This is a genomic window from Bacillus sp. 105MF, assembly GCF_000374885.1.
Taxonomy (GTDB): Bacteria; Bacillota; Bacilli; order Bacillales; family Bacillaceae_G; genus Bacillus_A; species Bacillus_A pseudomycoides.
In genome coordinates this window covers 81,109-106,427 of sequence record NZ_KB895572.1, presented here as the reverse complement: position 1 = coordinate 106,427, position 25,319 = coordinate 81,109, and the positions used below count along the sequence as shown (strand labels likewise).

The window sequence follows — 25,319 nt, the reverse complement described above, 5'->3', positions numbered from 1 at the left end:
GCTTTTTGACAAATGAAGAGAATAAGAACAAAGTGAAACTTCCATTCGTTTTTCATTCAATCAACTTCTTTGATTGGGAGAAAACTTCTTTTAAAAAGGAGGTGTAACTTTAGCTAAGAAAAGCTAAAGGTGTTCTTTGGAAATTGCTAAATTAATCATGGTTGTTATTCTTATTGCATTAACTGGTTTTTTTGTGGCAGTTGAATTTGCGATTATAAAAGTGCGTAGTAGTCGCATTGATCAGCTTGTAGGAGAAAAAAAACGTGGCGCACTAGCAGCTAAGAAAGTGATTTCAAATTTAGACGAATATTTATCCGCATGTCAGCTCGGAATTACAATTACAGCTCTAGGACTAGGTTGGTTAGGCGAACCAACGATAAAGCATGTATTAGAGCCGTTATTTTTTAAAATTGAATTTTCACCTGCAATTGCGAGTACTGTTTCTTTTATTATTGCATTTGTCGTTATTACATTTTTACATGTTGTGATTGGAGAGCTAGCACCAAAAACCTTTGCCATTCAAAAAGCGGAGCAAGTAAGTTTGTTGCTATCTCAGCCGCTCATTTATTTTTACCGGATTATGTATCCGTTTATTTGGGCTCTAAATGGCTCAGCTCGCCTCGTGACTGGCATATTTGGATTATCCCCTGCTTCTGAGCATGAAGTTGCACATTCAGAGGAGGAATTAAGACTTATTTTATCGGAGAGCTATAAAAGCGGAGAAATTAATCAGGCGGAATTTAAATATGTAAATAATATTTTTGAATTTGATAATCGGTTAGCAAAAGAAATTATGGTTCCACGCACTGAAATAGTTGGTTTATATGAAGATGAACCGTTTGAAACACATATTAAAGTGATTGGACAAGAAAAGTATACAAGGTATCCTGTATTTGGAGAGGATAAAGATGAGATTATTGGGATGGTTAATGTAAAAGACTTATTTATTCGCTATATGGATGGTGGACAAAACGAAGAATGTTCTATTATTCCGTATACGAGACCTGTTATTGAAGTTTTGGAAAATATCCCAATCCATGACTTGTTACTGCAAATGCAGAAAAGAAGAATTCCCCTTGCCGTTTTATATGATGAATATGGGGGGACGGCGGGAATTGTAACACTTGAAGATATTTTAGAGGAAATAGTTGGTGAAATTCGGGATGAATATGATGAAGATGAACATCCACCCATTGAACATATAAGCGAAACGTATAAAATTATCGATGGAAAAGTACTCATTAGTGAAGTGAATGATTTGCTCGGTTTACATTTGTTTGCTGACGATGTAGATACGATTGGTGGTTGGATTATGATGCAAAAACAGACAATTATTGAAGGTGATGTCATTGAAACGAATGGCTGGATTTTCAAAGTTCTTGAAAAAGATGTGCATCAAATTAAACGAGTAGAAATAAAAAAAGTTGAAGCGGAAGATACAGCAATTGCGTAATCTTTATAAATTAGAAGTATGAGTGCGTCATCGATTCTGCAGAAAAACAATATTGTTTGCGCTTTCAAAAAAGGTGCTATATATTGAAGGAAGATATAGAAATATATCTCTTACAAAAATCATATTTTTATAGAAATCGTTTTTAGGTCATCGATTAGAATGAAAAGTATAGGTGATGAAAAATGGTAGCAACGAAAGGGATACGTATTGAAAAAGATTTTTTAGGAGAAAAGGAAGTACCAAATGCAGCTTACTATGGTGTTCAAACATTACGAGCAGTAGAAAATTTTCCGATTACAGGATATCGTATTCATACGTCATTAATTAAAGCAATGGCAATGGTTAAAAAAGCTGCAGCACGTGCAAATATGGAAACAGGTTATTTGCACGCAAATATTGGGGAAGAAATTGCAAAATCGGCTCAGGAAATTATTGATGGGAAGTTTCATGAGCAGTTCATTGTAGACCCAATTCAGGGCGGGGCAGGGACTTCTATTAATATGAATACAAATGAGGTTATTGCAAACCGTGCACTTGAGAGAATGGGGCATGAAAAAGGAAACTATGCAATCATTAGCCCGAATACACATGTGAACATGGCGCAATCAACAAATGATGCGTTCCCAACAGGAATTCATATTGCGGCGCTTATGATGCTAGAAGAACTTCTTATTACAATGGATGCACTTCATCGTGCATTTACCGATAAAGCAAAAGAATTTGATCATGTGATAAAAATGGGGCGTACACATCTGCAAGATGCAGTTCCAATTCGTCTTGGGCAAGAATTTGAAGCATATAGCCGAGTGCTTGGGCGTGATATAAAACGCATTAAGCAGTCTCGTCAACATTTGTATGAAGTGAATATGGGCGCAACGGCTGTTGGGACCGGATTAAATGCAAATCCAATTTATATTGAGCAAGTTGTAAAGCATTTACGCAGTATTAGCGGATTTCCACTAGTTGGTGCAGAACATTTAGTGGATGCAACGCAAAACACAGATGCGTATACAGAAGTATCAGCAGCACTAAAAGTATGTATGATAAATATGTCTAAAATTGCAAATGACTTGCGCATTATGGCATCTGGCCCACGTGTCGGATTGGCTGAAATTCAATTACCAGCTCGTCAACCAGGATCATCTATTATGCCAGGAAAAGTAAATCCAGTTATGGCAGAAGTAATTAATCAAGTGGCCTTCCAGGTTATTGGAAATGACCATACAATATGTTTAGCATCAGAAGCAGGACAATTAGAACTAAATGTAATGGAGCCGGTGTTAGTATTTAATTTAATTCAATCCATTAGTATTATGAATAATGCATTCCGCGTATTTCGTGAGTATTGTATTAAAGGTATTACTGCAAATGAAGAATTGTTAAAACAATATGTTGAGAAAAGCGTTGGGATTATTACAGCGGTGAATCCTCATATTGGATATGAGACGGCATCTCGCATTGCTCGCGAAGCGATTGAAACAGGTAAATCTGTTCGTGAGCTTTGCTTAGAGCATGGTGTGTTAACAGAAGAGGAACTTGATATTATTTTGGATCCATATGAAATGACACATCCCGAAATTGCTGGTGCGTCGCTATTGAAGAATAAAAAATCCTGATACTATATGTATTAGGATTTTTTTTATACCAAAGTATAAGAATGAGTGAATGGTTAGAAAGAAAAAGATAAAAAAACGATCCCACGTGAGGGATCGTTTTCATCTTTTAAAAGATATTAAATATAGAGTTAAGTTGAAGTAAACTAATTATGACTAAGAAAATCAAACTATATTTCATTGCTGTTTTAAATAGGACAGATTCTTTACCAACTAGTCCAACTGCCGCACAAGCAACTGCTACAGATTGTGGTGATACCATTTTTGCCATTGTCCCACCGACTACGTTTAAAGCAACAAGTGTAGAAGGTACGATATCTAATTGTGCTGCAGTTACTGCTTGAAGTGGTGCAAATAATGAACCACTTGATACTACAGAACCAGTTAAGAATACGCCAATCCAACCTAAGATTGGAGATAAGATTGGGAAGGCCTTACCAGTAGATGATAAAGCTAGTCCAAGAGTAGAAGACATACCAGAGTAGTTTGTTACATATGCTAATGCAATTACACTACAAATTGTGTAAATTGGAGCTTTCAACTCTTTTAATGTTTCAATAGTTAGTTCTTTAACCAATTGGCCTTTTGCGCGATATACAAGTAAAGATACGATAATTGCTAGTACAATTGCAGTAGTTGTAGATGAAAATACATCTAGCTTGAAGATTGCTGCAAATGGTGTATCCGCATTTACAATTGGTGTTGTTTTAATAACGTGATTGTGTAAACCAGGAATCTGGATATTAAATACTAAGTTTGCTAACGCACCGTTTGGAGCGAATAAACTTTTGATTGCTTTTAAATTGAAAATTGTTACGAATGCAGTTAAGAATGCAAATGGTGACCAAGCGTATAAAATTTGTTTCATTGTGTAGCTATGTTTTTCTACTTGTTCTTCAGTTTGAGCTGAAGATTTTGGTTGCCATACACGCAGGAATAATGCAAGTGCAACCATGCTGACAACTGCAGCGAAAATATCAGTTAATTCTGCGCCAAGGTAGTATGTTACAACGAATTGAGTAATAGCGAAAGAACCACCACTTACAAGGATACCTTGCCAAGTTTCTTTAATTCCTTTAAAGCCATCTACCATTGCAACAAGTAAGAATGGTAATACAAAGCTAATGAAAGGTAATAATGTTACAGTTTGACGACCGACAGTTAAGGCATCTATTTGTGTTAATTGAGCAGGTACTGTAACTGGAATACCCATTGCTCCCATTGCGCCACCAGCAATATTTGCAACTAAACAAATACCTGCTGCTTTTAATGGGTTAAATCCCATACCTACAAGTAATGCTGCTGTAATTGCAACTGGTACACCAAATCCAGCTGCACCTTCTAAGAAAGCACCGAAAGAATAAGCGATTAATAACACTTGAAGGCGACGGTCATTTGTAATACTTGAAATACTGTCGCGAATGACATTAAATTGTTCAGTTTTTACTGTTAATTTGTAAAGGAAAATAGCTGCAATAACAATTGTACAAATTGGATAAAATCCAGCTGCTACACCAAATGCAGCTGATGATACAGCCATAGTTGCAGGCATTTTGTAAACGAATATGGAAAGAATGATTGCTAAAATTACGCTATAAAGTCCTGATAAATATCCTTTGATCTTAAATACTGTTAAACAAAGAACAAAGAATAAGATTGGAAGAGCAGCGACAAGTGCTGATAACCAAATGTTGTTCAACGGGTCATAAATTTGTGTCCAAGTATTCATAATAATGACAACTCCTATCTATAATATGTGAAGATATTCACATTATTTGTGAAACAATTCACAATCAACTTACATTGCCTAGTATATTCCTCTTCAACACTATTGTCAACGTAAAAAAGTATAATTATTCCATGATAGTGTTAACTGTAAAAATTCCGTTACATTTTGTTCATAAACTAGACAAAAAGAGGAATCGTGTATATTAAAGTACACGATTCCTAATTTATCCCGCATTAACGGGCAGTAAGATCCACACTTCAAGATTTAGAGGGAAATGAGGAATATAGGTGGTGGGGATGAAGAAAAACCCACTGATGGACTCTCCATATACTCAACCATATTTTCATATGTCATTGGTCCTACATGTTTAAAATGAATAATTCTTTTGTCATCAAGAATAAAGGAGGAAGTTTTGGATAATTGTATAGTCAAGTGCAATATTAATTAAGACTATTATTAACCGCTTTTTAATTGTGGATCCTCCTCTTTACCAAAATTTCACTCTTTTCATCGTAACAAAGCAATTTTTATAGGTCGAATAACTAAAAAGATTACATTCACATATCATTTAAGAACAATATTTTACAATATTATTACGGTAAATATTGTGAGTGAAAAAATATAACAAAAAGGTTGAGAAAACAGCATTTAGAAGCAAAGTATTCCGATCTGTATTTTTTGCTTTTTCACTAAGTCGTGTAGTATAATATTCAAAATCAGCAGGGGTTTCTGCCCTTAATTGTATGTTGATAAAAGGAGGAAATAATTTTTTTATTTTAGGTTGATAAAGTTGTGTCGTAACAGGAAATATAAAAACAAATATATAAAAATAAATAAAGAGAAAATAAAAATGAAAAAATGAGGGGAACTTTATGAATCAAAATCAATTTGATTGTCGTATTTCAGAAGAGGATGTACAAATGCTACGAGCGTTAGCTCACCCGCTCCGTCTTCGCCTTGTAATGGAGCTTATGGGGCGTGGAACTTGTAACGTAACACAATTGCAGGAAGTATTAGAAATTCCGCAATCTACTGTTTCACAGCATTTAACGAAATTAAAGCAGAATAAAGTTGTTCGTTTTGAAAGACGCGGCTTAGAAGTATATTATCAAGTGCATAATGAGAAAGTAAGTGAAGTTGTAAAGACATTATTTTCATAAAATTGAATATTATAGAAAAAAGACGTGCGGAAATGCACGTCTTTTTTCTATAAAAATAGGCGTGAAAACCCCACTTTAAGATCTGAAGGAGATAAGTGACAGGAGTTTTCACGGAATATATTTCAAAGAGAAATGAGAAGATAAATAAGAGTGTAATAAGTAAAAGGAGGAATGAAGGATGGATGTAAAGCGCGTAAAACAAATTTTATCATCTTCGAGTAGAATCGATGTAACTTATCATGGTGTACCGGTTTGGATTGAAAGTTGTGATGAGGGACGTGGGGTTGCAAATATACATGATGTGAAAGCACCAAATGAAACAGTACAAGTAGATGTTACAGCGCTAGAAGAGCAATAAAAAAAGCGGAGAATTTTCTCCGCTTTTTTTTATTCCATCATATGTGCAATTTTTTTAGAGAACATAAGAAGTACTAACCCAAGTACGATTACGATAATACCAATGCTTGCGAATACTTCTAGATATCCTAAAGATTGTGTGAAGGCAGCTAGTGCGCCAGCTAGATAGTTCGCCATACCAGAACCAGCTAACCATACTCCCATTAATAGGGATGCTAATTTTACAGGAGCAATTGCACTTACCATTGATAGACCGATTGGTGATAAGAATAGTTCACCAATTGTATGGAACAGGTATGTGAATACGATGAATAATAAGTTTGCTTTAGTAGCAATATGTGCTTCATCGCTTCCAGTTTTCAGAACAGCTAATGTTAAAACAAGGTAACCAATGCCTAGTAAAATCATACCAAGTGCCATTTTTGTTGGAACTTTTAAGTCACCATTTTTTGTTTTAGATAGTTTCATCCATAACATAGATACGAATGGTGCTAATAGTACGATAAATGCTGGGTTAACAGATTGGAACCAAGATGTTGGAACTTCCCATCCGAAAATTGTACGATCAACAAATGTGTTTGTATATAGTGTTAAAGAGCTACCAGCTTGTTCAAAACCTGCCCAGAAGAAAACTACGAAGCAAGTTAAAATAACGATTGCCCAAGTACGGTTCTTTTCTTGTTTTGTTAAAGGTTTTTTCTCAATTACTTTTGCGTTTTTGTCTTGTGACTTTTTACCTACAACTGTTGTTCCTGCATTACCAAGGTAACGAGGAGCTAATAGGTTAAAGAAAATCTGTCCAACAATCATACCGATACAAGCTGCAAGGAACCCGTATTTATAACCCATAACCATAACGCCATTAGCACTTGTTTTAAAGAAATCTTCTGCAAGGAATCCGCAAATTAGTGGTGCAAAGAAAGCCCCTACGTTGATACCCATGTAAAAGATTGTAAAAGCACTGTCACGGCGTGAATCATTTTCACCGTATAGTTCACCTAAAAGTGTAGAAATATTTGGTTTGAAGAATCCATTACCGATGACTAATAATCCTAGTCCTAAAAAGAGACCGGTTTTTGTATTCATTGAAAATAGTACAAAGTTACCAATTGCCATAATAATACCACCAAGGGTAATTGCATGACGTCTTGTAATAAAGTGGTCAGTTAACCACCCACCTGCAATTGGTGTGAAATATACTAATGCTGTAAAAATTCCGTATAATTGTACTGCAAAAGCCTTGTCGAATCCAAGACCGCCGCTTACAACAGTTGTTGTTAAATAAAGAACTAAAAGGCCACGCATTCCGTAGTAGCTAAATCTTTCCCACATTTCTGTTAAGAACAACAAATATAATCCAGGTGGATGTTTTTTTGGTGATTGTTGTTCTTCAGCTTTTTTTAATTTTAAAGCTGCATCCATTTTTGCTTCCCCCTAATCCTGTATAACGGATATTTATGTAATCATTTTAATTTACAAAATATTTAGAAGTCAATAGAATTATATGGAAATAGAAAGAAAATTTCTTAAACAATCTATTGAATCTCTATCCGTTATCGTATTTTTCCCTGAAAACGAGATAATAAGCGTTTTCAAATGTAGTATTTGAATTCTAAAAGAAAATAAAATAAAGATTAATCAGAAAATTTAGATTAAAACAATTCTTCTGATATAGAGAAAATATATTTTATTTGTTATTACAATATAACATATTGAGAATAAAAATACAAAATGAAATAATGTGACACTTTTATGAAATAAAAAACAGTTCCCAAAAAGGGGAACTGTTTTGAATAAAGAGTTTACTTTACAAATCGTTTTTCAATGTCATCTAGCATTAAGTTTGCAGCCATTACACCGCCAGCTGTATTCCAAATCACATCGTCAACTTTGTATACTTTACCGTTTTTGGAAGCATTTAAGTTTTTGAATAGAGGATCGTTGATATATTCTTTTTCTAATTCAGAACCTTTTTTCTCATTACCTTTATCATATGTGAAGTAGAAGATGATATCGCCATCCATTGCAGGAATGCGCTCTTTAGATACGTTACGTTCTGCAAAGTCATTTTTGTTTTGATCACCAGGACGTTTGAAGCCAAGCTCTTTTAAAATAACACCAGAGAATGTATCGCCATGATAAATACGAACATCACCAGGCATAAAGCGTACCATAGAAATTTCTTGATTTACTTTATCCCCAAGTTTGCCTTTTAAGTCTTTGATACGTTTGTCGTAATCAGCTAATACCTTTTGACCTTCTTTATCTTTATTTACTGCTTTTACATAAAGTTTAAAGTTATCTTTCCATTCACCGCGTAGTGTTTCTGAGAAAACAGTAGGAGCAATGCCTTTTAATTGCTCGTATATCTTTTCGTGACGCAGTTTGTTACCAATGATTAAGTCGGGTTTTAAAGAAGCAATTGCTTCTACATTGGGTTGAAGCTCGGTACCGACAGTTTTTACATTTTTTAGTTTATCCTTCGTATGTGGATACCATGGGTTACCGGTAGGTGATTCAGCCGCACCGACTGGTGTTACACCAAGGGTAAGTAAAGCTTCTGTTCCTTCATTTGTTAAAACAACGACACGCTTTGGGTTAGCAGGAACTTCTGTTTTACCCATTGCATGTTCTACAGTAATCATTTCTTTCTTTTCTTCTTTTTTAGGCTCAGCCTTGTTATCAGATTTCCCACATGCCCCTAAAAGAAGTGAAAATGATAGTACGAATGCAAATAACGCAAACGATTTTTGCTTGACGAAATTCATTATGTATCCCCCTACATATTGAGAATAGTTTTCATTATCAAAATCGATATTACGATTTTATAAATATATTGTCAATAGTAATAATTTACAATCATTATCACTACAACTGAAAATAATTATTACTATCATTGACAATGCGAATTAAGTTACAATACACTAACAACGTATCATTATACATTGAAGGAGAAACGCTGCATGTTATTAAAAACAAATCAAGCAAAATGGGTTGGATTATTTGTTGGAATCATTGCAGTTATTGCTTGTATTTGGGGGAGTATTATTTTTGGATATACAAATACAAGTGGGAAGTTAGCACTCGATGCTTTTTTCCATTTTAATGGTTCGAATGAACATATTATTATTCAAAACGTGCGTCTTCCAAGGGCGTTAATTGCTGCTAGTGTTGGTGCTAGTTTAGCTATCGCTGGTTGCTTAATGCAAACTTTAACTAAGAATCCACTTGCTGCTCCAGATTTTATTGGATTAAACTCAGGTGCTGCCTTTTTCATTGTTGTAGCAATTGTTGTTTTTTCGATAACATCTTTGTCAGCGTTTACGTGGATTGCCTTTTTAGGTACAGCGGTTGCTGCGGCACTCGTATTTGCATCTAGTTCTTTAGGAAAAGAAGGGACAACTCCACTTAAGTTAACATTAGCAGGGGTAGCGATAAGTGCCTTATTTTCTTCTTTAACGCAAGGATTACTTGTATTAAATGAGAAAGCGTTAGAAGAAGTATTATTTTGGCTTGCTGGTTCCGTACAAGGTAGAAAGTTAGAAATATTGCAATCTGTATTCCCTTATTTATTAATAGGGTGGATAGCATCTCTTATGATGGCAGGAAAAGTAAATACATTAATGATGGGAGAAGATGTTGCGAAAGGGTTGGGGCAACGAACTGTTTGGATGAAATCATTGGTACTACTCATTATTGTTTTACTGTCTGGCGGCTCAGTTGCTGTTGCAGGTCCAATTGGCTTTATTGGAATTATTACCCCTCATTTTGCAAGAGCTCTTGTCGGTGTAGATCATCGTTGGAGAGTTCCATATAGTGGGTTGTTAGGTGCCATTTTGTTATTACTTGCAGATATTGCTGCAAGATATGTCATTATGCCACAAGAAGTTCCAGTAGGGGTTATGACAGCATTTATTGGTGCACCATTCTTTATTTATATTGCACGTAAGAGAGGGCTTAGCAAATGAAGAAGTATATTCCGTTTCGTATAGGAAAAGACGGCCTCTCGTTTTTAATGTATAAACGAGCTTTTCTCGTCTTGTCAGGTTTATTAATTGTTTTAATCGCATTATTTTTTGCAAGCGCGGGTATGGGGGAGATGAAAATAGCCCCATATGATGTATGGCAAGCAATTACCGGAAACGGTGATGCAATGTCTAATATGGTCGTAAATAAGTTCCGTATGCCGCGTATTTTAATTGCAATTCTTGTAGGAATAGCTCTTGCTGTAGCTGGTTGTATTTTACAAGGGCTCGTTCGAAACCCACTTGCGTCCCCTGATATTATTGGGATTACGGGGGGGGCAAGTGTAGCAGTTGTACTATTTCTTGCTTTATTTAGTGATAAAAATAATGCATTAACAGTAAGCATTCATTATATGCCGCTAGCGGCCTTTATTGGTGCGACCATTGTTGCACTTTTTGTATATTTATTTGCATGGAGAAATGATGGATTATCGGCGATTAGTCTTGTTTTAATTGGTGTTGGATTTTGGGCACTAACGAAGGCTGCGACAACATTGTTTATGCTGTTAGCACCAATCTATCAAGCGAGCCAAGCAAATGTGTGGATTACTGGTACTGTTTACGGATCTTCTTGGCAAAATGTAGGAGTGTTAGCACCTTGGGTTCTTATTTTAACAGTGATTGCATTTGTAGCTGCAAGACATTTAAATGCACAAGAACTTGGTGATGATATCGCTACCGGACTTGGTATTCGCTTAACGAAATCACGATTTTTCTTATTGCTCCTTAGTACAGCGTTAATTGGAGGAGCGGTTGCTTTTGCTGGTGGAATTGGCTTTGTCGGTTTAATGGCACCGCATATTTCAAGAAGATTAGTTGGTTCTTTATATGGGGCGTTACTTCCAGTAGCTGCTATTGTTGGTGCGATTTTAGTACTTGCTGCCGATTTAATTGGCCGCACAGTCTTTGCCCCGCTTGAAGTTCCAGCAGGTGTATTTACATCAGCAATCGGTGCTCCGTATTTTATTTATTTACTTTATAAAAGTCGAAATTCATAAAGGTAAAAAGTACATAGGTGGTTTTTTCTATCTATTTAAAAACGGAGTAAAGGGAGATGAACATGCAAAAAGCATTAGAGACGAAATCGTTAACATTGTCTTATGGTGAAACAAGTATTATTAATGAATTAAATTTAGAGATTCCAAAAGGGGAAATTACGATTTTTATCGGTTCTAACGGCTGCGGAAAATCAACTTTATTACGCTCGCTTGCTCGTTTATTAAAACCGACATCGGGTGATATTTTACTAGAAGACAAAGCAATTCAAAATATGCAAACGAAACAAATTGCCCGGCAAATGGCAATTTTACCGCAGGGCCCTCAAGCTCCAGAAGGCCTAACTGTGCTTCAGCTTGTAAAACAAGGGCGTTATCCATATCAAACTTGGCTCAAGCAATGGTCAGAAAAAGATGAGGAAATGGTACAAAAAGCACTTGCAGCAACAGGTATGACTGAGTTTGCTGAGCGTGACGTTCACGCACTTTCAGGTGGACAACGTCAGCGTGCTTGGATTGCGATGACGCTTGCGCAAGATACGGATATTATTTTGTTAGATGAGCCAACAACATATTTAGATATGACACATCAAATTGAAGTACTTGATTTGTTATTTGAATTAAATGAAATAGAACAAAGAACAATCGTTATGGTACTACATGATTTAAACTTAGCTTGCCGCTATGCAGACAATATTGTAGCCATTCAAGATAAACAAATTTATGCACAAGGTAAGCCAGAAGAAATTATTGACTGTAAGCTAGTTCGTGATGTGTTTCGGATGGATTGTCAAATCACAACCGATCCTTTATTTGGAACGCCGCTTTGTATTCCGCAGGGAAGAGGAAGATGCTTACTTCCGCAAGCAAAGCAGGCAGTAAAATAAAAAAAGCGATGAAATTTCATCGCTTTTTTTATTTATCCCGCTATTTGCGGGCAGTAAGATCTCCATCTTAAAATTTAGCAAGAGCAAAGAGTTTAGGTAGGGAACGAGCTGCCTATAAAAGCCCGATTGGTGAGGGTTAATAATCAGTAAGGGATGAAGCTCCCTCACTGATTTAAGTTTCACTTTATTTTTTGCAAGAAAATAAAAGAAAGAGGGGAATACGCAATCGGCGTGTATATTCTTCTTCGCTTTGAAAATGTTTTCGTTTGGGTGTTGCTTCTCGTAAGCCTGTAATTGTAAATCCAGCTTGTTGTAAGAGGGTGAAGTATTGTTCGATGGTACGATGGTATTTGATTACCTCTTGGTTAATCCACGGTTCTGTACGTTTCCCGATTTTAAAATAATCATCAATAAGCCAGCTTGTTCGTATCCCACTCCTTTGTAAGCTCTCAAAGGAGGAAGTAATAACGGGATGTTGCACACTAAAGGTGAAAATCCCATCTGTTTTTAAAGTTTGATAGACGTTTTGAAAAATAATATTAAGATGTTCAATATAGTGTAGGGCGAGTCTAGATGTAACGAGATCAAAAGTAGAAGGAGGGTATGTATAGTCTTTGAGGTTCATGAAATGAACAGTTCCATTTACGTTTTCTAGTTGTTTTCCAGCTTCTGTATACATAAGATGAGAGCTTTCAATACCAGTGTAAGAAAGACATCCTTTTTGCAATAATTCCACACCAAATTTAGCATCACCGCATCCTAAGTCAAGAATGCTCCTCCCTTTCATATCCCCGATGAGCTGTAATAAAGCTGGCTTTTCAATTGCTTCATTTGGATTATCATTTCGATATCTACGCTTCATGTACTGTTCAAAAAAAGAATCGTTATTATATACTTCAGATTCTGTAAATACCATTTTCGCAGCTCCTAAAAACATTTTTTTCATTCTATCAAACAATTGAAGTAAATCATAGATTTCTTGTATTTAATCCTATATAATTAAAAGTTGTAAGCGTTTTCTTTAAGCTATTTTTCTATAATAAATTTCGAAAACGTGTTAAGCTAGTAGAGGGATTATTAGCATTATTAAGATAATAATCCGCTTACATGAACGATAGGGAGGCTTCACGATGTCTAGTAAAACACTCGCAAACTTTTTAGAAGAAAATTTAGAGGATTTAAAAGCAAAGGGGCTTTATAACGTAATTGATCCGCTAGAAAGTCCAAATGGACCAATCATTACAATTGGCGGGAAAGAATATATTAACTTATCTTCAAATAACTATCTTGGTTTAGCAACAGACAATCGTCTGCAAGAAGCAGCAATTGGTGCAATTCATAAATATGGTGTTGGTGCAGGGGCGGTACGTACAATTAATGGTACTCTTGATTTGCATATCAAATTAGAAGAAACAATTGCAAAGTTTAAACATACAGAAGCAGCGATTGCATATCAATCAGGATTTAACTGTAATATGGCAGCGATTTCAGCTGTTATGGATAAAAATGATGCGATTCTTTCTGATGAATTAAACCACGCGTCTATTATTGACGGTAGCCGCTTATCGAAAGCAAAAATTATCGTTTATAAACATTCTGATATGGAAGATTTACGCAAAAAAGCAATCGAAGCGAAAGAATCCGGTCTTTATAATAAATTAATGGTTATTACAGATGGCGTTTTCTCAATGGATGGTGATGTTGCGAAACTACCAGAAATCGTTGAGATTGCAGAAGAGTTAGATTTAATGACATATGTAGATGATGCACATGGTTCAGGCGTACTTGGACAAGGTGCAGGGACTGTAAAACATTTTGGCCTTTCTGATAAAGTAGATTTCCAAATTGGTACATTATCAAAAGCAATTGGGGTAATTGGAGGATATGTAGCAGGGAAGCAAAACTTAATTGATTGGTTAAAAGTTCGTTCACGTCCATTCTTGTTCTCAACAGCTTTAACACCAGCGGATGCGGCGGCTTGTATGAGGTCTATTGAAATTTTAATGGAAAGTACAGAACTACATGACCGTTTATGGGAAAATGGCCGTTATTTAAAACAAGGTTTAAAAGAGCTAGGCTTTAACATTGGAGAAAGTGAAACACCAATTACACCTTGTATTATTGGCGATGAAGTATTAACACAAGAGTTTAGTAAACGTTTAAATGAAGAAGGCGTATACGCAAAATCAATTGTGTTCCCAACTGTAGCAAAAGGAACAGGTCGTGTTCGTAACATGCCAACAGCGGCTCATACGAAAGAGATGCTTGATGAAGCAATTCGTAAGTATGAAAAAGTGGGAAAAGAAATGGGAATCATTTAACACAATTACATCTTTTGAAAGCTTGCAAATGAGGAGTGGGGAAAATGAAAAAAATTCTAGTAACCGGTTCTTTAGGGCAAATTGGTTCTGAACTTGTAATGAAACTTCGCGATGTATACGGTGCATCAAACGTTATTGCGACAGATATTCGTGAAACAGATAGTGATGTTGTAAAATCTGGTCCATTTGAAACATTAGATGTAACTGATGGTCAGAAACTACATGATATTGCGAAACGGAATGAAGTGGATACAATTATTCATTTAGCAGCTTTACTTTCAGCAACTGCAGAAAAAAATCCGTTATTTGCGTGGAATTTAAATATGGGTGGGCTCGTAAATGCATTAGAAGCAGCACGTGAGTTAAACTGTAAATTTTTCACGCCAAGTTCAATCGGTGCGTTTGGTCCAACAACGCCAAAAGATAATACACCGCAAGATACAATCCAGCGTCCTACTACAATGTATGGGGTAAACAAAGTAGCAGGAGAATTGTTATGTGATTACTATTATCAAAAATTTGGTGTTGATACGCGCGGCGTACGTTTCCCAGGTTTAATTTCTTATGTGGCTCCTCCAGGAGGCGGTACGACGGACTATGCAGTTGAAATTTATTATGAAGCAATTAAAAAAGGTGCTTACACCTCTTACATTGCGGAAGGCACATACATGGATATGATGTATATGCCAGATGCACTGCAAGCAATTGTTTCATTAATGGAAGCAGATCCAAGTAAGTTGATACATCGTAACGCTTTTAATATTACCGCAATGAGCTTCGAGCCAGAACAAATTGCAGCAGCAATTCGCAAGCATATTCCGACGTTTACAATGGATTATGCTGTGGATCCAGCTCGTCAAACCATTGCTAACAGCTGGCCAAACTCAATTGATGCAACAGCAGCGAAAGAAGAGTGGGGCTTTAAAGCGGAGTATGATTTAGATAAAATGACAGCTGATATGCTTGCTAAATTAAAAAAAAAATTAGCAGCTGAGTTAGTACTTAGCTAATGAAAAAAGAGCCGATTCAATTTTTTGAATCGGCTCTTTTTGTCAGCATACCTAAACGTAGTCTAGGGAAGAAATAAGTTTTTTCGTTATATAGACTTTACCTTATTCGTATCTAGACTTCCTGGTTCGGTGCTAGATTCAGGGTATTGTTGTTCCGTTTCTTCATATTGTTTCTCATATTCGTAGCTAAATGCTTTATGCGCTTTTTGATCTTTCTCCCAAGGAGTCGATTTTCCTAACTTTCTGTTAGTGGAAGAACCGTAAGGGCCCTCAGGAAACTCTTCGGGAATGACATATTGATGTCTTGCTTCAGCAGCTGTAAAATCCGTATATTGTTCATCCTTTTTTGGGGACAAATGAAACATCCTTTCAAATATATTTGATAGTAGACTTCTTCTTTAATATACCCAAAAAGATTTCTATGAATTTTTCATTTCCTTTTATCAGCGCTTTTTTAAATATATCGACCGTTAGATAAATTTCAACTAAAAAACAGGAGCTAAAATCAGCTCCTGTTTCCTATTCAATCGTCTTCAGTAATAATTTTTTCAATAACGGTTTAATCTTTAAGCGTAAATCTTCAGCATGATTCGCCACTAAGAAGTGATGGTTATAAATATTTTTCATTAATTGATATGTTGCTTCTTTTGCTTCGCCTTCTTCGATGAAAATCCCGATGACTTCCATACCGCTTTTACGAGCAAGTTTAACCGCTTCGTGTGTATCTAAAATACCGTCTTGCTGATAGTCTAATGCAGATGGTTCACCGTCTGTAAAGACGAGCAGGAATTTGTGTTTCTCTTGCCTTTTTGCAAGCTTTTCAGAAACGATGCGGATAATGTAACCATCCCGATTGTCTTCCTCTTCACGAAGCTGCATAATTTCTGGACCAACGTTTGGTAACGTTGAATTTTTGTATGTTACAACTTCATGAATTACGTTTGGCTTATCTTCTGGTGTTGCACTAGAAGCATCTTCCCAAAAACCACTAATCGCATGAGGGATTTTTAACGATTTTAATGCTTCATGGAACAGAACAACACTCTTCTTTGTTTCTTCCATTTTATTATACATAGAGCCAGAGCAGTCCACTAATAACTGAAAGGCAACATCAAGCTCTTGTGATTCTTGTCCTTTTTTATAAAACATACGTGGTTGCTTTTCTGTATAAATACGTAGAAATTTTTTACGAAGTCTTCCGTAGTATTTATCGCTATTCGCGTTTGTTTTGTTTTCAATCGTTTTTTCAATAATTTTCTTTAATTCTTTTACGTCTTTATTAATGACTGACTTGATGGCTTGATAGTCTTTCTTATCGTCAGGGGTTGGCTTACGAGCTTCTTTAAATGTATGTGACGCACCAACGTTATATTTACCGTATATGCCCTCATTTTGACTAGAAGCATGGGAAGCTCTCGCATCTTCAGTATCAGCGCCATCAAAATTCGACTGTGTACTTTTTTGCGAAGTACCTTGTACTGAACCGAGTGCCTGATCACCATCTTCAGACTCACGAGCCGTATCGCCCATCATATTTGTTTTCGTACCACTTTCTAATTCAAAACGTAAGAAGTTTTCATTTTCATTATTTTTATTTTCACGATGCCATGTAGAGAAGCTTTCATTAATTTTGCTCTTATTATCGTCATCATCTACGATTTGGACATCATCATTTGCTAAATCTTCTACGCGCCCATCTTTTTCTTCTGCAATAACAGATAAATAGAGTGGCGCATGTCCAAAGTAGTTATTAATCATATCATTTTCAAGAAAACCTTCTAAGCGATAACGGATTTTTTCAACAATATACATTGTATCTTCCGTATTACGAGCCTGGAATGCTTCATGTAAAATAGCTTCAAATTGCTCAAAATATTCGTTGTTAAACATTTCATATTTATCGCTTGTTAGTGAAAGATAGCATAGACAAAATAGACGATCTCCATGATAGTTACGAACACGATTTATTTCATTTTGTGAGCCAAAATAATTTCGGTACATTTCCTTGCGTCGTCTAAAGATATGTTTCGTTCCAGGACGTAGGCTTTTTACAATTTCTTCAACTCGTAAATCTTCTAACAGAACAAATAATTGTGTTAAAAACTTTTTAAGAGGGGACTCTTGTAATTCGATCGCATAAGAGCGAATTAACTTCATGTCTGAGTAATGTTTATTGCCAAGTGCTTTTAAAAACACTTCGCTTTTTAATCCGATTACTGTATCTTCTTCTTTGCGATCATCCCAAAAGTGACTGATGACAACCTTTTTTTCAACTTCGTCGTAATAAGCTTTATAGCCATACTCTAAGTAAGCATCATCTTCTTTTAGAAGAGCATACATTAAATTTTCCATTTGAAGAAACAGCGACGCATCAATTTTTTTGTCACTAAAAATTTGTCTCATGAATTATCCCTCAAAGAAATAGCTTTCGGCTAATTCACGGACAGTCATTTGTTCTGTTTCATCATTTAATTTCGCGATGATGCTTCGCTCAATCGCACGCATAACAGGGATATATACGCCTAAATCACATGCATCGATAATACCACGAATACTTGCTGCTTCTTCACTTACACGTCCATCACGGGCAAGTGGCATGAGGTCACTTGCGAATGCCACAAATTTTTCAATTGTTGCAATGTCTTTCAATTTTGATTCAGATAATAATAGTTGTTTTAATGTATCGCCTTGAATATAAGGAACTTCAATGATAACAAAACGGTTTTTTAATGCTTCATTTAATTCACTTGTTCCAACATAACCTTCGTTGATTGCAGCAATTACACGATATTCTTCATCACCATATACAACTTGCTGTGTAAATGGATTTGTAATCATTTTACGGTAATCCAATGCACCGTGAAGAAGTGGAAGTGTTTCAGGTTTTGCCATATTAATTTCATCGATATATAGGAAATGCCCATTTTTCATTGCTTTCATAAGAGGACCGTCAACGAAGGAAACTTCAGATGCCCCGTCTTTTGTTTTTAATGTATTGTATCCTAAAATACCTTCCACATCTAAATCAACCGAACAGTTAATACTGTGCATTGGTTTTTGGAATAAGGAAGATAGAGTTTCTGCAAGGACTGTTTTTCCGCTTCCGGTTGGTCCCTTCAGTAGAATATTTTTACCAAGCAGAAGTGCTGTAATTGCATCCTCAATAATGCTATTATCCGATGCTTTGTACATTTTTGTACCGATTAAATGTCCATTTTCACCAGCTGCTTGTTTGTTTTTTTCGTGAATTGTTGCCAGTTGCTGCTTTAAATCAGCATGTATATGAAATTGTTCTAACATGTATTTCCCACCTAACATTATTTTCATAAAGTAAACAATACATCTTATGATAACTTGTTTTAATATGGTATGCAAAGAAAAGGAGAGGGAGAAGAATGTACCATAATAAAAGAAAAAAGTAACCAAAATGACTTTGATTACTTTTTTGTAATTATAATAAAGGGGAAATTAGACGCATTAGAGATTCTAGTATTCGTTTTTTAATACTTCTTTTTTGGAATGATTTCCATCTAATTTCAGTTGAATGGTTAAAATCTTCTTCAAAATCATGTTTAATATCAAGAACTGTCTTGGATTCATAAAGTACGCTAATGATTTCATAATTTAGTTCAAAGCTGCGGACATCCATATTTGCCGTGCCAATTGTTGCAATTGTATTATCAACAAGTACAATTTTAGCGTGCATAAAACCATCTTTATAGCTGTAAATTGAAGCTCCTGCTTTTAGGAGTGGTGTAAAGTATGATTGAGATGCTTGATCACTAATGATGCTATCGCTCTTACCTGGATATAGAATGCGGACATCTATTCCAGCCAGTGCACTTAAACGAAGTAATGTTAATGTTTCTTGATCCGGAATGAAGTAGGGTGTCGCAATCCAAATTGATTTCTTAGCAGAAGCTATAACAGCAAGTAAAGTATTGCGAATGCTTGTATCATCTGAACTTGGTCCACTTGCTACAATTTGAACAGCACCTTCTGCATGAGAATTTTCTTTACCTGGAAAGTATTTTGTATTCATAAATTGATCCCAAGAATAAGTATTTAAACCACTAGAGGCATAGAGCCAATCCTCAAGAAATATTGCTTGTAATTTGTATAATGCTTTCCCTTCTATTCGTAAGTGACTGTCACGCCAAATTGGGAATTTTTTAGAACGACCAAGATACTCATCACCAACGTTGAGCCCTCCGGTAAAACCAATTTCTCCGTCGATAATGATGATTTTACGATGGTTACGATAATTGACTGTTTCAAGTAGCCACGCTGAAAATATAGGATCGAATTCCACAATTTCAATTCCTGCATCTTTCATAGGCTGTAAGAAGCGTTTTCGCAACGTATTGCTTCCGAGTCCATCATAAAGGAACCGTACAATTACACCGGAATTTGCTTTTTTTATTAAAGCGTCTCGAATTTGTGTACCAATTTCATCTGCTCGATAAATGTAGTATTGAATATGTATATGGTGTTTTGCATGTTCAATCGCTTGTAAAATTTCTGGAAATGTTTGTTCACCGTTAGTTAAAAGTTTTGTGGTTGTTGCATCGGCGACAGGGCCACCTCCAAACTTTTGTACCACTTTTGTTAAATGCATAGAGTGTTCACTTAATGAAGAAATAGATGATACATCTAGCTGCCTTCCTTCTAAAATTTCACGGAATAATTTTCGCTGCTCTTCTGAACGATGAAGATGTTTTTTTCTTCTCCAGCGACTTCGGCCAAAAATAGAGTATAAAAGTACACCGACAACAGGAAGAAGAGCCAATACTAAAAACCATGCTAATGTGCTTTGTGGGGAACGGTTTTCAATAAAAATAACGAAAGAAATTCCTACAATTGTGATAGACCATAAAGCACCAACGAAGGTGTATAGTGAAATAATGGACGTATCTAAAAGGAAAAGTACGATAGATACAAGTGTAAATACAAATAATAATTGAACGATAGGATTTTTCATCTGTATAAATCTCACCTATTCTTTCTTAAATATAGGATTCTTATATGGAAGCTGTAATCTAACATTTCTATTATAAAACGTTTTATTTTTTTGTACCAATCTAGACATTTTTCCCATGCCTTCCGCATTTGTCCTACATAAGGTATATTGTTCCATTTTTTATATAAAAAGGAGTGTGAATGATATGAACGGAGTAAGTCGTCCGTTTGGTGGGTTTGGTCATGCCGGCGGATTTGGTCATGGTGGATTTTCCGGAGGCATTGGACGTCCACCGTTTTTTGGTGGTGGTTTTTTTCCAGGATTTGTAGCTGGTGCGTTACTTAGCCCTGCTTTTGGTTATGGTGGATATGGTTATCCATATTACTCAGATTATCCATACTATACGGATTATCAGGACTATCCTTATTATTCATACAGCACATATTGATGAACACGGAAGAACAAGTACTCATGTTTTCCGCATTTGTTCTGCGTATAGTAGTAAATAATCAGTATAAAAGGGGATGAAGATAAAATGCATGACATAAGAAATCATGGAGGATATCATCACAATCATCATAGCGGTCATCATCATGGTGGCGGATGAATCGGTTTTTTCTTTTTAAAGAAAACGTCTCTTTTTTTGTAGAACGTATGTTTGTTTTGATGTATAATGACCTTATCAAATAAAATGAGGTGAGAACAGGTGAAGAAAGCGTATTTTTCGAAACGGATTTATAAGATAGATGTACCGCATGAAATGGTAGATGCATTGGCAGAGACAATCGAAACATGTAATCAGGCGAAGCGCTTTGCGTTTCAAATGATTGTTCGGGAAAAACGTTGGAACCGTAAGATATATACAGACAGTCTTCATCTCGTTCTCAAGCGGAAATATCAATTGAATGATTATTATGCAAACAGTGCGGCGCAAGAAGCGAAGGCGTTGTTTACAGGTTTAATAGAGTTACAAAAACGATATGAGAAACAAATACAAGAGAAAATTAAGAAGCTTAAGAAAAAGTTGAAACAAGAACGGACAAAACTGACAGATCTTCGTAAAATCAAACAAAGTTGTGTGAAAGGAAAGCTGACGTTTCCGAAAAACACTTGCTTGGCGAAGCACAACACTCTCATCTCCTTATCTCGTAAAAAAGACACATTGATTTGGCTGAATGAATATCTGTTTGAGCACCAATACTTGGATGTTCAAATGAAAAGGATTCAGGCGAAAATCGGCCTTTTAACCCACAGGCAATACCGCTTAAATCAGAAACTTACATCATATAAAACGCATATTCTAAGCGCAGTATTTGGAAGCAAAAAACTATTTCGCTCTCAATTTACCACCCGCGAGTTTGTACGTAACCATGACAAATGGAAAACATTCTTTTCCCGTGCTCGAAATAAACAACTCATTCTATCTGGCTGTAAAGATGCCAAACATGGGAATTTTGTGTTTCAGTATGTGCCTGAGACAAAGGGATTATGGATGACGACAAGTTCCGGAAAAACACTGATGTTTCCAGCTGTTACGTTCCCGTATGGACAAGAAGTCATTGAGAAAGTAATCACAATCCAATTACAGTGTAAGAATAAGAAAAAGCATGGCAAACCGATTGCATGATAAAAAAGAGCACTTTGTCCCAGATTTTTACGCTTATTACCAGAGCAGATAACAAGTCTAGGAACTGGATGCATGACAAAGTGTTCTATCCTCGATATAAGAACAAAGTAGTTGTACCTATTTTGTTTGCCTTTCGTCGGAAGATAGAATGGGTCGTCTTACATTACATACAGACACTACCGAACTCTATATTGTTGTATCCTCTTTGTTGAACGAGAGGAACTGTTTTTGTGAGGACAGAGACAGGAGAATCCCCCACCTCAAGCTCTTGTAGAGGTAGGTGGTGGTAGTTCAATTTGGCGTACATTACCTACTCCAATGAACTCTAAGAAAAAAGTGCTTCATGTCCGCTCTATGTGGAATGCATATACAATACATTTCAAAAATAAACAATTAGTAGCGACCATTTTACTTGGGTTTACGTTAATGGGAGGACTTTCTTTGGTTCTATTAACTCGAAAAGAGTATCATATGGAGCAACATAAAAGTAATTAATAAGTATTCAAGAAATAAAAGAAGCTGTGAGCGAACAATCCAGTGTATTTGGAGGGTTCTCACAGCTTCTTTTGTATTCGTATTAGCTTGCTTTGTTATTTGGTTGTTCTGAAACGGGAGTAGACGAATTTTTCATCAAAATTGGATAAAGAATAAGCCCTAATACAAATAATCCAATTCCTAAGAAAAATGTTTTCAAATCAGCTGTTCCAGTTTTAATAACCCAAATGGAATATAGAAATGCAAGTAAGGTAATGATTCCATCTTTTACTCGAGATCCTGGTGTTATATCATATGTTTCTCCTGTAACAACTAGTTTTAATTGATACAAGGTAGAAACAAGGTATGGAATTAAATAGGCTAAAGTTGCAACAACTATGGCAAAATTATATGCTTCTGAAACAGTGCCAGAGATTGTTGAAAATAAGAAAATTTGAGTCATAATATTTGTAACAAGCAATGATTTTGAAGGGCTTCCTTTTTTATTTGTTCTTCCAAAAAACTTAGGGAAAAGTCCATTCTTCGCTGCTTGATAAGGTACTTCTGAACTAACAACAATCCACCCTACAGTAGATCCGAATAATGATACAAGTGCAAGTAGTGCCATAATGTAAGCACCTTTATTACCAATTGCTAGGTTTAATGCATCCACCAATGGTTTTTGTGATTCTTTTAAAGCATCTTGCGGAAGAGCACCCATTGTGAGTAGGGTAATTGCCATGTAAATAAGAAGTGCAATAATTAATCCAAAGATCGTTGCTTTTTTCACATCACGCTGTGATTTTGCGCGATTAGACAGCATAACTGCTGACTCAATTCCTATAAATGCCCAAAGAGTTGCAATAGCAGCAGCATTTATTTGTCCGCCTAATGGAATCGATTGTCCAGCCTCATTCATAAATGTTTGGCCATCACCAAAATTAGAGGCGTTAAAAATAAATAATGTAATGACGATGAACATTGTAAATCCGATAATCTTTGCAATCGTTGCAAGGAGATTCATGTTGCCCGCTCTATCGATGTTTTGAGAAAGGATACATTGAATTCCCCATAGCATGATGCTACATACAGCAAATGTTAAACCTTTTCCAAGTTCTAATGAAAACCCGTTTAGTGAAAAAAGAACTTGCTTACTTTGTAAAACTGGGAAGAATGTAGACAAATATCCTGCAAAGGAAATAATAACAGAAGCAGTTGCAGCCCAGTTAGCAGCCCAGTATCCCCATGCCATGCTATATCCAGCAACTTTACCTGCCTTTTGAGAGGTAAACATTGCTTGTGCATAACTTTGTGGGCCAGCTTTTAACTCCGGTTTACGCACTGCAAGGTTTCCGAATACAAGTGCAATCATAAATACACCAAGTCCTGTAATTGTCCATGCAAGCGTCGATCCCATTGGACCTGATACTTGCGCTAAATTTGCTGGGAGCATAAATACGCCACCGCCAACCATATTTCCCACAACAAATGCTGTTAAAATCCATAAACCCCATTTTTTCGTTTCCATGTTTGTCTATCTCCTTTGTAGTAGTTTTGCTTATTCATCATCTTTTTACTAACGTTTTTTGAAAATAAAAAAGAGCCATGTAGATAAAAAATACCTACATGGCTCTTTGCCAAAGCGTAGGTACAATGGGAATAACCCTTGTACCTACGCGTGAATTTTTCCGCTAGGTTTCAAGGGTTTACGTATGATGATGATGTTTTTGTGCAAATGTAACTACAGTTGTATTATTTGTAAGCATAGTTCTTTGCTCCCTTTCTCCTCTGATTTTGAAGTTAGTATACTACATGTTTTTTAGAATGAAAAGAAAAATATGAAAAAATTTATAAAAATGCGGATTGATGACTAAATATTTATATATACTTTCTTGTATTGGAAAATAAGTGAGAGATTGGAATGATTTTCTGTCATGCTATAATACAAGTAGAAATAGAAGGTGACAAGGGGTTATTCAAAATGATGAGTAAGTATGAACAGATCTATACGGAGATAAGTGATTCGATTGATAATCGTAAATTAAAAGAGGGATGTAAAATCCCATCTGAAACAGAATTGATGAAGCAGTATGAAGCAAGTAGAGGGACGGTAAGGAAAGCAGTCGATTTATTACAGGAACGTGGATATGTACAGAAAATACATGGCAAAGGCGTTTTTGTTTTAAAGCGAAAAAATATTGAATTTAACTTTGGTGGTATTGTGAGTTTTCAAGAGGAAAATGAACGTTTAGGGCGCCAATGTATAACAAGTGTTGTAGAGATGGAACAATTGTTAGTACCGAAAGAAATGGCTAAATTATTAAATGTAAAGACGAAAACGAAGGTAGATCATATTAAACGTGTTCGAAATATTGATGGGGAAAACGTGATTCTAGATGTAAACTATTTCGTATCTGAACATATTCCGGGATTAACGAAAGAAATTGCTGAGAAATCGATTTATAAATACATTGAGAAGGAATTAGGATTACATATTAGTTATGCACAGCGTGTTATTGAAGTGCAACCTTGTACAGATGATGATCGGAATTATTTAGATTTGAATGGAACAGATTATGTTGTTGTTGTAAAAAACTTTACGCATCTTTATGATGGTAGTCAATTTGAATATACAGAATCACGTCACCGTTTAGATATTTTTCATTTTTCTGATGTGGCGCGGAGAAAATAAAGAGATGAAACAGTGC

20 protein-coding genes and 1 pseudogene are annotated in these 25,319 nt (G+C 35.8%); 12 read left to right on the top strand and 9 right to left on the bottom strand.

The genetic code is table 11. From position 1 onward, the window contains the following. The first annotated feature begins 136 nt into the window (after window positions 1-136). A complete protein-coding gene (locus tag C564_RS0112725; RefSeq protein ID WP_018765577.1) occupies window positions 137-1,453 on the top strand; it encodes a hemolysin family protein in 1,317 nt (438 codons plus the stop codon). A gap of 182 nt (window positions 1,454-1,635) precedes the next feature. Continuing rightward, window positions 1,636-3,069, top strand: a complete 1,434-nt coding sequence (gene aspA / locus C564_RS0112720; protein WP_018765576.1) for an aspartate ammonia-lyase — start codon at window positions 1,636-1,638, stop codon at window positions 3,067-3,069. A 106-nt stretch (window positions 3,070-3,175) separates the two neighbouring features. On the opposite strand, the gene C564_RS0112715 is transcribed toward aspA, so the two are convergent. Next, window positions 3,176-4,795 (bottom strand): lactate permease LctP family transporter, encoded by a 1,620-nt coding sequence (locus tag C564_RS0112715; protein WP_003205851.1) that lies wholly within the window; start codon window positions 4,793-4,795, stop codon window positions 3,176-3,178. A gap of 872 nt (window positions 4,796-5,667) precedes the next feature. Between C564_RS0112715 and C564_RS0112710 the strand changes: the two genes are divergently transcribed. Then, window positions 5,668-5,955 (top strand): ArsR/SmtB family transcription factor, encoded by a 288-nt coding sequence (locus C564_RS0112710; protein WP_003195107.1) that lies wholly within the window; start codon window positions 5,668-5,670, stop codon window positions 5,953-5,955. Window positions 5,956-6,133: 178 nt separating this feature from the next. Next, complete coding sequence (locus C564_RS0112705) at window positions 6,134-6,313, top strand: acid-soluble spore protein H (protein WP_018765575.1); 180 nt, start codon at window positions 6,134-6,136, stop codon at window positions 6,311-6,313. A 29-nt stretch (window positions 6,314-6,342) separates the two neighbouring features. On the opposite strand, the gene C564_RS0112700 is transcribed toward C564_RS0112705, so the two are convergent. Then, a complete protein-coding gene (locus tag C564_RS0112700; RefSeq protein WP_003195104.1) occupies window positions 6,343-7,734 on the bottom strand; it encodes a peptide MFS transporter in 1,392 nt (463 codons plus the stop codon). Window positions 7,735-8,114: 380 nt separating this feature from the next. Next, window positions 8,115-9,080, bottom strand: a complete 966-nt coding sequence (locus C564_RS0112695) for an ABC transporter substrate-binding protein (RefSeq protein ID WP_018765574.1) — start codon at window positions 9,078-9,080, stop codon at window positions 8,115-8,117. 195 nt (window positions 9,081-9,275) lie between these two features. Here C564_RS0112695 and C564_RS0112690 point away from each other — a divergent pair, with 195 nt between their 5' ends. The 3 genes from C564_RS0112690 to C564_RS0112680 are packed head-to-tail and all read left to right on the top strand — an operon-like array spanning window position 9,276 to window position 12,219. Then, complete coding sequence (locus C564_RS0112690; RefSeq protein ID WP_018765573.1) at window positions 9,276-10,280, top strand: FecCD family ABC transporter permease; 1,005 nt, start codon at window positions 9,276-9,278, stop codon at window positions 10,278-10,280. Beyond that, window positions 10,277-11,335, top strand: coding sequence for a FecCD family ABC transporter permease (locus tag C564_RS0112685; protein ID WP_018765572.1), 1,059 nt, complete (start codon window positions 10,277-10,279; stop codon window positions 11,333-11,335). The genes C564_RS0112690 and C564_RS0112685 overlap by 4 nt, the downstream gene beginning before the upstream one ends. A gap of 56 nt (window positions 11,336-11,391) precedes the next feature. Beyond that, a complete protein-coding gene (locus C564_RS0112680) occupies window positions 11,392-12,219 on the top strand; it encodes an ABC transporter ATP-binding protein (RefSeq protein ID WP_026008549.1) in 828 nt (275 codons plus the stop codon). A 184-nt stretch (window positions 12,220-12,403) separates the two neighbouring features. On the opposite strand, the gene C564_RS0112675 is transcribed toward C564_RS0112680, so the two are convergent. Next, window positions 12,404-13,135 carry a class I SAM-dependent DNA methyltransferase gene (locus C564_RS0112675; protein WP_018765570.1) on the bottom strand — a complete coding sequence of 244 codons (732 nt, stop codon included), beginning with the start codon at window positions 13,133-13,135 and terminating at the stop codon, window positions 12,404-12,406. Between the two features lie 214 nt (window positions 13,136-13,349). On the opposite strand from C564_RS0112675, the gene C564_RS0112670 reads away from it, so the two are divergent. Together C564_RS0112670 and C564_RS0112665 are read left to right on the top strand one after the other, a co-directional pair. Beyond that, on the top strand, window positions 13,350-14,540 hold the full coding sequence (locus C564_RS0112670; RefSeq protein WP_016113089.1) for a glycine C-acetyltransferase: 1,191 nt from the start codon (window positions 13,350-13,352) through the stop codon (window positions 14,538-14,540). Window positions 14,541-14,584: 44 nt separating this feature from the next. Further along, a complete protein-coding gene (locus tag C564_RS0112665) occupies window positions 14,585-15,550 on the top strand; it encodes an L-threonine 3-dehydrogenase (RefSeq protein WP_018765569.1) in 966 nt (321 codons plus the stop codon). A gap of 86 nt (window positions 15,551-15,636) precedes the next feature. Here C564_RS0112665 and C564_RS0112660 read toward each other — a convergent pair whose 3' ends face one another. From C564_RS0112660 to C564_RS0112645, 4 genes are all read right to left on the bottom strand, one after another. Then, window positions 15,637-15,915, bottom strand: coding sequence for a hypothetical protein (locus C564_RS0112660; RefSeq protein ID WP_003195088.1), 279 nt, complete (start codon window positions 15,913-15,915; stop codon window positions 15,637-15,639). Between the two features lie 154 nt (window positions 15,916-16,069). After that, a complete protein-coding gene (locus C564_RS0112655) occupies window positions 16,070-17,953 on the bottom strand; it encodes a vWA domain-containing protein (RefSeq protein WP_003195086.1) in 1,884 nt (627 codons plus the stop codon). A gap of 3 nt (window positions 17,954-17,956) precedes the next feature. Beyond that, entirely contained in the window at window positions 17,957-18,850 is an 894-nt protein-coding gene (locus C564_RS0112650) for an ATP-binding protein (protein WP_018765567.1), read from the bottom strand. 151 nt (window positions 18,851-19,001) lie between these two features. Further along, window positions 19,002-20,531 (bottom strand): cardiolipin synthase, encoded by a 1,530-nt coding sequence (locus C564_RS0112645; protein WP_003195082.1) that lies wholly within the window; start codon window positions 20,529-20,531, stop codon window positions 19,002-19,004. 184 nt (window positions 20,532-20,715) lie between these two features. Here C564_RS0112645 and C564_RS0112640 point away from each other — a divergent pair, with 184 nt between their 5' ends. Both C564_RS0112640 and C564_RS32045 read left to right on the top strand, forming a co-directional pair. Then, complete coding sequence (locus C564_RS0112640) at window positions 20,716-20,958, top strand: hypothetical protein (RefSeq protein WP_018765566.1); 243 nt, start codon at window positions 20,716-20,718, stop codon at window positions 20,956-20,958. Between the two features lie 258 nt (window positions 20,959-21,216). Next, window positions 21,217-22,134: pseudogene (locus C564_RS32045) on the top strand (IS200/IS605 family accessory protein TnpB-related protein); the annotation flags it as partial. Window positions 22,135-22,714: 580 nt separating this feature from the next. On the opposite strand, the gene C564_RS0112625 reads toward C564_RS32045, so the two are convergent. Next, entirely contained in the window at window positions 22,715-24,139 is a 1,425-nt protein-coding gene (locus C564_RS0112625; RefSeq protein WP_003195241.1) for an amino acid permease, read from the bottom strand. Window positions 24,140-24,592: 453 nt separating this feature from the next. Here C564_RS0112625 and treR point away from each other — a divergent pair, with 453 nt between their 5' ends. Beyond that, window positions 24,593-25,303: a trehalose operon repressor gene (gene treR / locus C564_RS0112620; protein ID WP_006093523.1), complete on the top strand. Its 711-nt coding sequence runs from the start codon at window positions 24,593-24,595 to the stop codon at window positions 25,301-25,303. Window positions 25,304-25,319: the final 16 nt, after the last annotated feature.